At 70.7% G+C, this 12,634-nt stretch carries 15 protein-coding genes; 6 read left to right on the top strand and 9 right to left on the bottom strand.

Annotated elements, in window-relative coordinates; all coding sequences use genetic code 11:
• Window positions 1–25: 25 nt before the first annotated feature.
• Window positions 26–619 carry a TetR/AcrR family transcriptional regulator gene (locus ABZ845_RS19700; protein WP_360981134.1) on the top strand — a complete coding sequence of 198 codons (594 nt, stop codon included), beginning with the start codon at window positions 26–28 and terminating at the stop codon, window positions 617–619.
• Between the two features lie 61 nt (window positions 620–680).
• Here the strand turns inward: ABZ845_RS19700 and ABZ845_RS19695 are convergent, their stop codons facing one another.
• The 6 genes from ABZ845_RS19695 to ABZ845_RS19670 form a co-directional block, all read right to left on the bottom strand.
• Window positions 681–1,895: an acyl-CoA dehydrogenase family protein gene (locus ABZ845_RS19695; protein ID WP_360981131.1), complete on the bottom strand. Its 1,215-nt coding sequence runs from the start codon at window positions 1,893–1,895 to the stop codon at window positions 681–683.
• 5 nt (window positions 1,896–1,900) lie between these two features.
• Entirely contained in the window at window positions 1,901–2,923 is a 1,023-nt protein-coding gene (locus ABZ845_RS19690) for a phosphotransferase family protein (protein ID WP_360981128.1), read from the bottom strand.
• A gap of 137 nt (window positions 2,924–3,060) precedes the next feature.
• A complete protein-coding gene (locus ABZ845_RS19685; protein ID WP_360981125.1) occupies window positions 3,061–3,387 on the bottom strand; it encodes a DUF202 domain-containing protein in 327 nt (108 codons plus the stop codon).
• Entirely contained in the window at window positions 3,384–3,776 is a 393-nt protein-coding gene (locus ABZ845_RS19680; RefSeq protein WP_360981122.1) for a DUF202 domain-containing protein, read from the bottom strand. Before ABZ845_RS19680 ends, ABZ845_RS19685 begins: the two co-directional genes overlap by 4 nt.
• Before the next feature lie 58 nt (window positions 3,777–3,834).
• Window positions 3,835–4,362: an NUDIX domain-containing protein gene (locus ABZ845_RS19675; RefSeq protein WP_360981119.1), complete on the bottom strand. Its 528-nt coding sequence runs from the start codon at window positions 4,360–4,362 to the stop codon at window positions 3,835–3,837.
• 89 nt (window positions 4,363–4,451) lie between these two features.
• Complete coding sequence (locus ABZ845_RS19670) at window positions 4,452–5,345, bottom strand: DMT family transporter (RefSeq protein ID WP_360981116.1); 894 nt, start codon at window positions 5,343–5,345, stop codon at window positions 4,452–4,454.
• Window positions 5,346–5,606: 261 nt separating this feature from the next.
• Between ABZ845_RS19670 and ABZ845_RS19665 the strand changes: the two genes are divergently transcribed.
• The 3 genes from ABZ845_RS19665 (at window position 5,607) to ABZ845_RS19655 (ending at window position 8,841) form a co-directional block, all read left to right on the top strand.
• Entirely contained in the window at window positions 5,607–7,259 is a 1,653-nt protein-coding gene (locus tag ABZ845_RS19665) for an FAD-binding dehydrogenase (protein ID WP_360981113.1), read from the top strand.
• Between the two features lie 210 nt (window positions 7,260–7,469).
• Window positions 7,470–8,225 carry a molybdopterin-dependent oxidoreductase gene (locus ABZ845_RS19660; protein ID WP_360981393.1) on the top strand — a complete coding sequence of 252 codons (756 nt, stop codon included), beginning with the start codon at window positions 7,470–7,472 and terminating at the stop codon, window positions 8,223–8,225.
• Window positions 8,209–8,841 carry a cytochrome b/b6 domain-containing protein gene (locus tag ABZ845_RS19655; RefSeq protein WP_360981110.1) on the top strand — a complete coding sequence of 211 codons (633 nt, stop codon included), beginning with the start codon at window positions 8,209–8,211 and terminating at the stop codon, window positions 8,839–8,841. The genes ABZ845_RS19660 and ABZ845_RS19655 overlap by 17 nt, the downstream gene beginning before the upstream one ends.
• 54 nt (window positions 8,842–8,895) lie before the next feature.
• On the opposite strand, the gene ABZ845_RS19650 is transcribed toward ABZ845_RS19655, so the two are convergent.
• Together ABZ845_RS19650 and ABZ845_RS19645 are read right to left on the bottom strand one after the other, a co-directional pair.
• Window positions 8,896–10,293: a gluconate:H+ symporter gene (locus ABZ845_RS19650; RefSeq protein ID WP_360981107.1), complete on the bottom strand. Its 1,398-nt coding sequence runs from the start codon at window positions 10,291–10,293 to the stop codon at window positions 8,896–8,898.
• Between the two features lie 62 nt (window positions 10,294–10,355).
• Window positions 10,356–10,877, bottom strand: coding sequence for a gluconokinase (locus ABZ845_RS19645; protein WP_360981104.1), 522 nt, complete (start codon window positions 10,875–10,877; stop codon window positions 10,356–10,358).
• Between the two features lie 157 nt (window positions 10,878–11,034).
• On the opposite strand from ABZ845_RS19645, the gene ABZ845_RS19640 reads away from it, so the two are divergent.
• Window positions 11,035–11,736, top strand: coding sequence for a FadR/GntR family transcriptional regulator (locus ABZ845_RS19640; protein ID WP_360981101.1), 702 nt, complete (start codon window positions 11,035–11,037; stop codon window positions 11,734–11,736).
• A 72-nt stretch (window positions 11,737–11,808) separates the two neighbouring features.
• Here ABZ845_RS19640 and ABZ845_RS19635 read toward each other — a convergent pair whose 3' ends face one another.
• Complete coding sequence (locus ABZ845_RS19635; protein WP_360981098.1) at window positions 11,809–12,183, bottom strand: YchJ family metal-binding protein; 375 nt, start codon at window positions 12,181–12,183, stop codon at window positions 11,809–11,811.
• A gap of 131 nt (window positions 12,184–12,314) precedes the next feature.
• Between ABZ845_RS19635 and ABZ845_RS19630 the strand changes: the two genes are divergently transcribed.
• Window positions 12,315–12,626: a dsRBD fold-containing protein gene (locus tag ABZ845_RS19630; protein ID WP_360981095.1), complete on the top strand. Its 312-nt coding sequence runs from the start codon at window positions 12,315–12,317 to the stop codon at window positions 12,624–12,626.
• Window positions 12,627–12,634: the final 8 nt, after the last annotated feature.

Here is a 12,634-nt window from a genome sequence, read left to right as displayed (position 1 = left end):
CATCGAGGAAAGGCAGGTGGCGGCAGTGCCCAGAACGACGGACGGGGACGGCACACCCGTCCCGCAGCGGCTCCTGGCCGCCGCCACCCGACTCTTCGCCGACCAGGGCTACGACCGCACGTCCGTGCAGGAGATCGTCGAGGCGGCGGGTGTCACCAAGGGGGCCCTGTATCACTACTTCGGGTCCAAGGACGATCTGCTGCACGAGGTCTACGCGCGTGTGCTGCGCGTCCAGCAGGAGCGCCTCGACGCGTTCGCGAACGCTGACGAGCCAGTCGAGAAGCGGCTGCGGGGCGCGGCGGCGGATGTCGTGGTCACCACGATCGAGAACCTCGACGACGCGATGATCTTCTTCCGGTCGATGCACCACCTCGGCCCGGAGAAGCTCAAGCAGGTGCGCGCCGAGCGGCGCCGCTACCACGAGCGGTTCCGCGCCCTGATCGAGGAGGGCCAGCAGACGGGCGTGTTCTCCGACGCCACGCCCGCCGACCTGGTCGTGGACTACCACTTCGGCTCGGTGCACCATCTGTCCACGTGGTACCGGCCGGGTGGCCCGCTCTCTCCCCAGCAGGTCGCCGACCATCTGGCGGACCTGCTGCTGCGCGCCCTGCGGCCGTAGGACAGGACGCACAAGGGTGAGGGGCGGAGGCCGACCGGGCCTCCGCCCCTCACCCGTGCGCTCACAGGTACTTCTTCAGCTCCCGCCGTGCCAGCGACCGCTGGTGCACCTCGTCGGGTCCGTCCGCGATCCTCAGCGTCCGGGCAGCCGCCCAGAGCTCGGCCAGCGGGAAGTCCTGGCTCACGCCGCCCGCGCCGTACAGCTGGACCGCGTTGTCGAGGATGTCCAGGACCGTGCGCGGAGTGGCGATCTTGATGGCCTGGATCTCGGTGTGGGCACCCTTGTTGCCGACCGTGTCCATCATCCACGCCGTCTTGAGGACCAGCAGCCGCAGCTGCTCCACGGCCACCCGGGCGTCGGCGATCCAGTTCTGCACCACACCCTGCTGGGCCAGCGGCTTACCGAACGCCGTCCGTGTCACCGCCCGCCGGCACATCAGCTCGATCGCCCGCTCCGCCATGCCGATCAGCCGCATGCAGTGGTGGATACGGCCCGGACCCAGACGGGCCTGGGCGATGGCGAAGCCGCCGCCCTCCTCGCCGATCAGGTTCGACACCGGCACGCGCGCGTGGTCGAAGACCACCTCGGCGTGACCGCCGTGGGAGTGGTCCTCGTAGCCGTACACCTGCATCGCACGCTTGACGTGGACACCGGGCGTGTCGCGGGGGACCAGCACCATGGACTGCTGACGGCGGATGTCGGTGCCGTCCGGGTCCGTCTTGCCCATCACGATGAAGATCTTGCAGTCCGGGTTCATCGCCCCGGAGATGTACCACTTGCGGCCGGTGATGACGTACTCGTCGCCGTCCCGCTCGATGTGCGTGGTGATGTTGGTGGCGTCCGAGGAGGCCACCTCCGGCTCGGTCATCGCGAACGCGGAGCGGATCTCCCCGGCCAGCAGCGGCTGAAGCCACTGCTTCTTCTGCTGCTCGTCGCCGAACTGCGCGAGCACCTCCATGTTGCCCGTGTCGGGCGCCGCGCAGTTCGTCGCGGTGGGCGCGAGGTGCGGGGAGCGGCCGGTGATCTCGGCGAGCGGGGCGTACTGGAGGTTGGTCAGCCCGGCGCCGTACTCGGCGTCCGGCAGGAAGAGGTTCCACAGGCCCTGGCGGCGGGCCTCGGCCTTCAGCTCCTCCACGATCGCCGGGGTGTCCCACGGCGAGGCCAGCCGTGCCCGCTGCTCCTCGGCGACGGCCTCCGCCGGGTAGACGTGCTCGTCCATGAAGGCGAGCAGCTTGGCGCGCAGTTCCTCGGTGCGCGCGTCGAATGCGAAGTGCATGCGGATCAGCCTTCCTGAAGGGTGGTGAGGCCGTGTTCGATGAAGACGGGCACCAGTTCGCCGATGCGGTCGAAGCCCTGCCCGACGGTCTGGCCGAGCGTGTAGCGGTAGTGGATGCCCTCGAGGATCACCGCGAGCTTGAACCAGGCGAACGCCGTGTACCAGGACACGGCGCTCACATCGCGTCCCGAACGGGCGGCGTACCGCTCGATCAGCTCACGCGGATCCGGGTGCCCGGCCGCGGTGGCTGTCGTGGAGATGGGCGAGCCGGGCAGCACCAGCGGCACGCTGTACATCGTCAGCAGGCCCAGGTCGGTGAGCGGGTCGCCGAGTGTGGACATCTCCCAGTCCAGGATGGCGGTGATCCGGTCGTCCTCACCGAGCAGCACGTTGTCCAGACGATAGTCGCCGTGGATCACGGTCGGCGCGGGCGAGGCGGGCAGCGAGCGGCCGAGCGACGCCAGCAGTTCGTCGATGCCGGGCAGGTCCCGGTCACGGGAGGCGGCCAGCTGCTTGCCCCAGCGGCGCAGCTGACGGTCCAGGAAGCCCTCAGGACGGCCGAAGTCCTCGAGGCCCACCTCGGCGGGCTCCACCGCGTGCAGCTCGACCAGCGTGTCCACCAGCCCGAGGACCGCCTCACGGGTGCGCTCGGCGCCGAGCGCGGCAAGCTGCTCGGCGGTGCGGTACGGGGTGCCCTCCACGAACTCCATCATGTAGAACGGGGCGCCCAGGACCGACTCGTCCTCGCACAGCAGCACCGGGCGTGGCACGGGAACGGCCGTCGGGTGCAGCGCGCTGATCACCCGGTGCTCGCGCTTCATGTCGTGCGCGGTGGCCAGGACATGGCCGAGCGGGGGACGCCGTACGACCCACCTCGCCGCGCCGTCCGAGACGGCGTACGTGAGGTTCGACCGTCCGCCCTCGATCAGCCGGCCGCTGAGGGGGCCGCCGACAAGGCCGGGCCGCTCGCTGTCGAGGAGGCCGCGCAGCCGGTCGAGATCGAGACCTGGCGGGTGGTCTGGGCTCATCGTTGGTCCTCCCTGGGGGGAAACGGTATGTGCATCATGATGCCGACCGGTCGGTATGCCGTCCAGTATGCGGAGCGAACGTGACCGGCGCCACGGGTGCGTTCAGGGCAGAGAACCCAGTGGTGCGGATCGGGGACTCAGATGAACACCAGGCCCGCCGCGCACACCGCGAGGGCCACCGTGCACAGGGTCGCGGCGGAGGCGTGGCGGGGCGCGAGACGCGGCGGGCGGCCAGGGGGTGCCGTGGCCAGGGCGCGGATGCGCCGGTGGGCGAGCGCGAGGAAGCCGAGCCAGAGCAGACAGCACAGGCCGGCGGCGGCGAGCCCGGACGCCGTTTCGCTGTGCAGCCCCGCTTTCGCGGCCAGCACGGCGGCCACGGTGCTCGACAGGGTCGTACGCCGCCAGGCCAGCCGGGTGCGCTCCGGCTGGAGCCCCGGGTCGCGCTCCGCTGCCGGGGTGCTCATCCCGCCCAGCCGATGAGGACGACGATCACCATGGCGATGGCCACCACTGCCACGACGATGCTCAGCAGTGCCGGGAAACGGGACACCGGAAGGTCCTCGCCGCGCCGCATCGCCTGTTCGCAGCGCACCCAGTGGTTGATGGCGCGCAGCGAGCACAGGACGCCCGCGGCGAGCAGCGCGAGAGCCAGCCCGGCACGCCAGGCCCAGCGCAGGTGCGGAAGGAACTGGTCCACGGCGAAGCCGCCGCCGATCAGCGCCAGCGCGGTGCGCAACCAGGCCAGAAAGGTGCGCTCGTTCGCCAGCGAGAAGCGGTAGTCGGGCGTACGGCCTTCTCTCCGGACCTCCTGGGGCGCGAACCACAGCCGGGCGTTCCGTACGAATTCGATCACGTGCAGGACCCTACCGGGCCACCCCGCGCAGGGCGGCCCGGGGGAGCGCCCGCCGGGCTCAGCCCGCGGAGCGGCGGTACTCCTTGAGCCGTTCGTAGGCGGCGAGGCCGTCCGGCACCCACGCCCAGCCGGACTCCTCGGACAGCCGGCGCTCCACTTCGTCCTCGGGCAGGAAACCGTGCCAGGCGACCTCCTCGGCCTGGGGGCTGACCGGCAGCTCGCAGCGGACCTGGTAGACCGCGGACCACCAGGTCCGGCCTTCGCCGCCGTCGTACAGGAACTTGAACAGCGGCTCGGGCCGGGCCAGACCGCTGACGCCGAGCTCCTCCTCCGCCTCGCGCAGCGCGGCCTCGTCGTAGGACTCACCCGCGCCGACGACGCCCCCGACGAACATGTCGTAGAGGGAAGGAAAGACCAGCTTGGTAGGGGTGCGGCGATGGACGAAGATGCGCCCCTGGGCATCCCGCGCCTCGATGAACACACACCGGTGGCGCAGCCCGCGCGCATAGGCCTCACCGCGGGGCGACTGCCCGATGACCCTGTCGTTCTCGTCCACGATGTCGAGGAGTTCGTCGGCGGCACTCATGGCCCCATCCAAGCAGCCCCGGGACGACGGGCCGAAGCTTGCCATGCCGGGGGCGTCGCCCGTGGCTTCCTCGCCGCGACCGGAGGTCCTCACCGCGACTGGAGGTCCTTCTCCCGTTCCGGCTCCGCCAGTCCCCTGGGCATCGCCGGGTGCAGCCCGAGCAGCACGATGCCGAGCACGATCGCCGCGAGCCCCGCCGCCTCCCAGGCCAGCGCCCCCGTGTCGGTGCGCAACCGGTCGCCGAGAAACCCCACCCCGCACAGGATCCCGGCCAGCGGCTGGGCCGCGGTGAGCGCGGGCAGGGACATCCGCAGCGGCGCCGTCTCGAACGCGCTCTGCACCAGGATCAGGCCCGTCACGCCGAGCACCAGGACGCCGTACGGCTGCCAGCCCGTGATGAGCTCCGTCCATCCGCCGTCCGCGAACTGCTGCCCGCTCACCCGGGTGAGCGCGTCCTGGACGCCGTACAGCAGTCCGGCCGCCAGCCCAAGCAGCACCGGGCCGATGATCAGACGCGACTTCTTCGCGCATGTCGTCAGCAGCAGCGCCACGCCGACCACCACACCGATGATCAGCCAGTGCCTCAGCGGATCAGTGATCGCGTTGCCGCCCTTGGGACGGCCCCCGACGATGAACGCCGTGACGCCGCCCGCGAGCATTGCGAGCCCTGCCCAGCCCTGCCGCCCCAGCGGCTGCCGGGTCTGCCGGCGCGACTCCGCCAGCGCGAACAGCAGGTTCGTGGCGACCAGCGGCTCGACCAGGGAGATCTCACCGTGGGCCAGGGCTATCGCGCTGAGGATCATGCCGGCCACCATCAGCGCGATACCGCCGAGCCAGCGCGGCATCCTCATCAGGTCCAGCAGCAGCCGAGGCGTCAGGAAGTCGCTCAGAGGGGCCTGCTGGGCGGCGCTCTGCTGGAGCACGAACCCGGTGCCCAGGCAGCAGGCGGCGCTCAGGGCCAAAGCCATAACCAGTACTGACACGCTGTACCTCGATGATTCAGCGGAGTCACGGGAGGCGTATCACGCCGACTGTAGCGCTCCCCGGTGCGCCCTGCCCGTGCTCGACCGCTTCCCGGGCCTGCCCGGGGCACGCCCCGCCCCGTGAAGCGCCAGGGCGCCGCCGGCCGCACCAGCCCACTGCCAGGCGGTTGACTCGGTCACGCTTCTGCCGAAGGATCTGGCCCGTCAGATGCACGCTACCGACCGGTAGTCACCGCGGACCGAACCGTGAGAGGACGGCACATGGCCTACGACGCAGATGTGATCGTGATCGGGGCGGGCCTCGCCGGGCTCGCGGCGACCGCGGAACTGGCGGACGCGGGCCGGAAGGTCATCCTCCTGGACCAGGAGCCGGAGCAGTCGATGGGCGGCCAGGCGTTCTGGTCGTTCGGCGGACTGTTCTTCGTGGACTCCCCGGAGCAGCGGCGGCTGCGGATCAGGGACAGCCACGCGCTCGCCCTCCAGGACTGGATGGGCAGCGCCGGGTTCGACCGTCCTGAGGACCACTGGCCCCGCCGGTGGGCCGAGGCGTACGTCGACTTCGCGACCGGTGAGAAGCGGGCCTGGCTGCATGCGCAGGGCATGCGCTTCTTCCCCGTGGTCGGCTGGGCCGAACGCGGCGGCTACGACGCCACCGGGCACGGAAACTCGGTCCCCCGCTTCCACATCACCTGGGGGACAGGACCCGGCGTCATCGAACCGTTCGTGCGGCGGGTCCGGGCCGGGGCCGCACGCGGCCTGGTCGACCTGAGGTTCCGCCACCGCGTCACCGGACTGTCCCGCAGCGCGGGCGCCGTCGACACCGTCACCGGCGAGATCCTGGAACCGTCGGACGTACCGCGCGGCAAGGCCAGCAGCCGGACCGTCACCGGAGCCTTCGAACTCAGGGCCCAGGCCGTGATCGTCACCTCGGGCGGCATCGGCGGCAACCACGACCTGGTACGCGCCAACTGGCCCAGCCGCCTGGGCACGCCGCCCGAGCGGATGGTCGCCGGTGTGCCCGCGCACGTCGACGGCAAGATGCTCGGCATCGCCGAGGAGACGGGCGCGCGCCTGATCAACCGGGACCGCATGTGGCACTACACCGAGGGGCTCCACAACTGGAACCCCATCTGGGACAACCACGGCATCCGCATCCTGCCGGGCCCCTCCTCCCTCTGGTTCGACGCGCGCGGCAAGCGGCTGCCCGTCCCGCTCTTCCCCGGCTTCGACACCCTCGGCACCCTCGAGCACATCATGAAGACCGGGTACGACTACACGTGGTTCGTGCTCGACCAGAAGATCATCGGCAAGGAGTTCGCGCTCTCCGGCTCCGAGCAGAACCCCGACCTCACGGGCAGGTCGGTCAGGGACGTCATCGGGCGGGCCCGCGCGGACGTACCCGGGCCGGTCAAGGCGTTCATGGACAACGGAGTCGACTTCGTCGTGGAGAAGGACCTCGGCGCCCTGGTACGCGGCATGAACGCGCTGACCAAGGAGCCCCTCATCGACGAGGCCGAACTGCGCCGCGAGATCGTCGCCCGCGACCGGGAGATCGCGAACCCCTTCACCAAGGACCTCCAGGTGACCGCGATACGCGGCGCCCGCGCATACCTCGGCGACCGGCTGATCCGCACCGCGGCCCCGCACCGCATCCTCGACCCCAAGGCGGGCCCGCTGATCGCGGTGCGTCTGAACATCCTCACCCGCAAGTCGCTCGGCGGTCTGGAGACCGACCTCTCCTCGCGGGTGCTGACCGAGGGCGGCGAACCGCTCCCCGGCGTCTACGCGGCCGGGGAGGCGGCCGGCTTCGGCGGCGGCGGAGTGCACGGCTACCGCGCCCTCGAAGGCACCTTCCTCGGCGGCTGCCTCTTCTCGGGCCGCACGGCGGGGCGCGCGGCGGCGAAGGCGGTGTGACCGGGTACTCGCACCGCTTCGGACACGGCCGACCACGAGGCGACCGATGCCGGACGCCCCGGGCTCCGGATGAGAAGCTCATTACAGAACTCTGACGGCATCCACAGCCGCTGGCCCCGACGGGGTGCAGAGTGGTCGAATCGTGGGGTGAACCCTGAACCTCCCGGTGCGCACCCCGAACCACCCGAAGAGCGGGAGGCACCGCAACCTCTGGACCGGGACACGCCGCACCCCCCGGACCAGGAGACGCCGGAACCCCCGGCGGCCGGCTCCCCTATCGGCCGCCGGGTCCTGCTCGGCACCCTGGGCCTCGGCGCACTCGGTGTCGTGGCCGCGCCCACGCTGCAACGCGGCCTCGAAGGGTTCCTCGGCAGTGTCTCCGGAGAGGACCCCACGGGGCTGACCGGACTCCTGCCCAACGGCGGCGGATTCCGCTACTACTCCGTCACCGCGGGGGTCCCGCACGTGGACCAGTCGAACTACCGGCTGAGCGTGAGCGGCCTGGTCGACCACCCGGGGACGTACACACTCGCGGACCTGCGGGCCCTGCCGCAGACCCGGATCGTGCACGACGTCCAGTGCGTCACCGGGTGGCGCGTGCCGAAGACCCCGTTCGAGGGCGTACGGCTCTCCACGCTGCTGGACGCCGCGGGCGTCCACCCTTCCGCGGGTGCGGTCCGCTTCACCTGCTTCGACGGCGCGTACACCGAGAGCCTCACCCTCGACCAGGCGCGCCGCAGCGACGTCCTGGTCGCCCTCAGGATGCAGGACAAGCCGGTCAGCCACGATCACGGCGGGCCGGTCCGCCTGTACGTAGCCCCCATGTACTTCTACAAGTCGGCCAAGTGGCTCTCCGGTATCAGCGTGACGCGCGACGTGCGCCCCGGGTACTGGGAGGAGCGCGGCTACGACGTGGACGCGTGGGTCGGCCGGTCGAACGGACGGGACGATGCCCCCACAAGCTGACACCCAGCACCCCGTGTCCGCCCCCGCGCGCGTACGCCGCTTCACCCGCGCCGAGCACTGGGTCCACCGCGTGACGGCCGTGCTGATGGGCGTGTGCGTGGTCACCGCCGCCTGCATGTACATCCCCGGCCTCGCCGTACTGGTGGGGCGCCGCGAACTGGTGACCAGGATCCACGAGTGGGCCGGAGTGATGCTCCCGGTCCCCGTTCTCGCCGGACTGATCTCCCGCGCGTTTCGCGTCGACCTCGGTCACCTCAACCGCTGGGGACCGCACGATCGCGTCTGGCTGCGCGCCGCCCTGCGCCGCGACCACCGCCGTTCCGCGCGGCCCGCGGGCAAGTTCAACGCGGGCCAGAAGACCTACGCGGCCTGGATCGCCGGCGCCACCCTGGTCATGCTCGGCACAGGGGTGCTGATGTGGTTCACCCACCTCACTCCGCTGAGGTGGCGCACCTCGGCGACCTTCGTGCACGACTGGCTCGCCCTGACCATCGGCGTGGTCCTGGCCGGCCATGTCGGGATGGCCCTCGGCGACCCCGAGGCCCGCCGGGGACTGCGCACGGGACTGGTCAGCCGGGAGTGGGCGGAGCGCGAACACCCGCTGTGGCGGCCCTGACCGCCACAGCGGGTGCTCCCGCTCCCTGATCCGGCCTGATCCGAACGAAAGACCCTAGACCACGAGCGACAGCAGCAGGACCAGGCCCCCGGCGACCACCGAGATGATCGTCTCCATCACCGACCAGGTCTTGACGGTCTGTCCGACACTGAGCCCGAAGTACTCCTTGACCAGCCAGAACCCGGCGTCGTTGACATGGCTGAAGAACAGTGAACCGGCGCCGACGGCCAGTACCAGCAGTGCGGTGTGCGTGGTCGACATGCCCGCCGCGAGGGGCGCGACCAGGCCCGCCGCCGAGACGGTCGCGACGGTCGCCGAGCCCGTCGCCAGCCGGATGACCACCGCGATCAGCCACCCCAGCAGCAGTGCCGGAACGGACCAGCTCCTGGATATCTCCAGAACCATCTGGCCCACACCGCAGTCGATCAGCGTCTGCTTGAAGCCGCCGCCCGCGCCCACGATGAGCAGGATTCCGGCGATGGGCGCGAGGCCTTTCTCGACGGTTCCCGATATACGTTCCTTGCTGAATCCGGCCGGGCGGCCGAGTGTGAAGATGCCCACGAGGACCGCGACGAGCAGGGCGATCAGCGGCGAGCCCACGACATCGAAGACGCGCTGCACCTTCTTCGCCGGATCGTCCACGACGATGTCCACGAGGGCCTTGGACAGCATCAGCACGACAGGCAGCAGCACGGTGGCCAGCGTGGCGCCGAAGCCGGGGCGCCGCTCCAGTTCCTCCGAGGGGCGCGCGGGGATCATACGGTCGGGGACCGGGACGTCCACCCAGCGGGCGGCGACCTTCGAGAACAGCGGACCGGCGACGATCACCGTGGGGATGGCGATCAGCACACCGAACGCCAGTGTCACACCGAGATTGGCCTTGACGGCGTCGATGGCGACCAACGGGCCTGGGTGCGGCGGAATCAGACCGTGCATCACGGACAGACCAGCGAGCGCCGGGATGCCGATGCGCATCACCGAATAGTTGCCGCGCTTCGCGACCATCAGCACCACCGGGATCAGCAGCACGATGCCCACCTCGAAGAACAGCGGCAGCCCGATCACCGAGGCGATCAGCACCATCGCCCATGGCATCCCGCGTCCGCCCGCCTTGGCGAGGATCGTGTCGACGATCTGGTCCGCGCCGCCGGAGTCGGCGAGCAGTTTGCCGAGGACGGCCCCCAGAGCGATCAGGACACCGACACCGGCCACGGTCGTGCCGAGCCCGGCGGTGAAGCTGAGGATGGACTTGTCGAGCGGGGCCCCGGCGAACGCGCCGAGCGCGAGCGAGCCGATGGTCAGGGCCAGGAACGCGTGAAGCTTGTACTTGGTGATGAGCACCACGATGACGGCGATGCCCGCCAGTACCGCGATTCCGAGTCGAGCGTGGCCCGCCGAGGTGATCGGTGCGACGGGGTCCGCTGCCAGCATCTCGACGCTGAGTCTGGTCACGGAGGGGTTTCCTTGCGTGAGGAGAGGAACTCTCGGTTTCGGTTTGACGTGCGGCTGTGCGGCTACGCCTCGGAGGACCGCGCAAGGTCCCGCAGGGCGCGTACGGCGCGGTCCGTGATGTCCTCGGGACTGCCCGAGACATTCACCGCGACCCCCGCCTCGTCCGGCTCGAGCGGCTGGAGCGTGGCGAACTGGGAGTCCAGCAGCGCCGAGGGCATGAAGTGCCCCCGCCGGTGCGCCATCCGGTCCTCGATGAGTCCCCGGTCGCCCACGAGATGCACGAAGACGATGCCGGGAGCCGCGGCCCGCAGCCGGTCGCGGTAGTCCCGCTTCAGCGCCGAGCTGCTCACCACCCCGCCGAGACCCTCCCGCCGGTGAGCCCAGGCGCCGATGGCATCCAGCCAGGGTCGGCGGTCCTCGTCCTCGAGAGGGATCCCGGCCGTCATCTTCGCGATGTTGGCCGGGGGGTGGAAGTCGTCGCCCTCGGCGTACCGAACGCCGAGCCGGGCCGCGAGCAGGGGGCCGATCGTGGTCTTTCCCGTGCCCGCGACGCCCATGACCACGACGACGTAGGGGGTACTCATCGTTTCCTCGCTGTTTCCGTCCACTGATGCCGGTCGACGCCGGCGCATGCCGGCTGATGCCGACGTCACTGAAACCGATTACGTACGATGAATTCAAGAGTCTGTGACATTTAAGTCTGACTTTCTCTTCGCGTGACCTTCCTCGTACGCTGAGTGCATGAGCACACCGGGCCGGGGGCTGCACGGCCATGTACTGGACACCCTCGGCCCTGCGATCACCGCGGGCGAGTACCCGCCGGGCAGTGTTCTGCGCACGGACGAGCTGGCCCAGCACTTCGAGGTCTCACGCTCCGTGATGCGCGAGGCGGTCCGCGTGCTGGAGTCGATGCACCTGGTGGAGTCACGCCGCAGGGTCGGCGTGACGGTCCGCCCCAAGTCCGAGTGGAACGTCTACGACCCCCAGGTCATCCGGTGGCGGCTGGCCGGTGCCGACCGCCCGCATCAGCTGCGCTCGCTCACCGTGCTGCGCTCCGCCGTCGAACCGGTGGCCGCGGGTCTGGCCGCGCGCCACGCCACGGCCGAGCAGTGCGCCGAACTCACCGAGTGCGCGCTCGGCATGGTCGCCAACTCACGCGGTCACAGACTGGAGGCGTATCTCGTCCACGATGTGGCCTTTCACCGGGTGATCCTCAACGCGTCGGGCAACGAGATGTTCGCCAGGCTGGGCGACGTCGTCGCCGAAGTCCTGTCCGGCCGCACCCATCACGACATCATGTTCGAGGACCCGGACCCGGGCGCCGTCACCCTGCATGTCCAGGTCGCGGAGGCGGTACGGGAGGGCGACGCGGCCCGCGCCGAACGGCTCACCCGTGAGATCACCGTCGGCGCGCTGCACGAACTGGACATCCTGGCCCCGTAGCGGGGGTCCGCGAGGCGTTTGCCCGGACCGCCCGGACCGGTCAGCCGGGTCGGTCGGGTCACGCCGGTCGGGTCAGCCGAGGAACTCGCCGTCGACGTACACCCAGGCCCCGTCGACCCGCTCGAACCGGCTGCGCTCATGCAGGCTGCCGCCCCCGTAGGAGGCGCGGAACGTCACGGTGCCCCGGGAGTGGAAGGCGGACCCGTCCGTCGTGTCCAGCACCTCCAGCCCGTTCCAGCGCATGCCGGGGTCCAGATCCAGCCTCGCGGGCCGGGTGCGCGGATGCCAGGTCCGCAGCAGATAGCCCGTGTCCTGTCGTACGAACGCGCTGTACCTCGACCGCATGAGCGCCTCGGCGGTCGGCGCGGCGGCGGCACCCGTATGGAATCGGCCGCAGCACTTCTCGTAGGCCTCGGGCAGCCCGCACGGGCAGGAACGCGTCGTCATGACCGACATTCTGCCCTTCCGGAAAGAACGTCCCGCGGGCACAGTGCGGCAGCCGCCCAACGGGTTCACAGTGGAAGGAAGCCGAGCACCCCTGTGCCCGTTGCTCCGCCCCGGTGTGAGGAGGACGGAAGATGACTCGAGCCGCGGGCAGCAGCCCTCCGTCCGCCAAGGAATGGCGGCTGCAGCTCTACCTGTCCGAACACGATCCCGGCACCACCGCCCGGGTCGTCCTGGACACCGGGGACAACCTGCTGGAGTGCTGTGCCCGGGCACGCCGCAATCCCCACGACATGGCGATCCCCGAGGTGGGCGACGAACTCGCCGCGGGACGCGCCCTGATCTCGCTGGGCCAGCAGCTGCTGCGCGCCGCCGAGGGCGACATCACGGCGGCCGGGGCCCTCGAGGAGTCCTCGCCCGCCCCGCTGTGGAGTTCCAGGGAGTGAGGAGGCCG

This window comes from Streptomyces sp. NPDC047022, assembly GCF_040644155.1.
Taxonomy (GTDB): Bacteria; Actinomycetota; Actinomycetes; order Streptomycetales; family Streptomycetaceae; genus Streptomyces.
The sequence above is the reverse complement of the archived record's forward strand: the minus strand, read 5'-3'. Positions and strand labels throughout refer to the sequence as shown.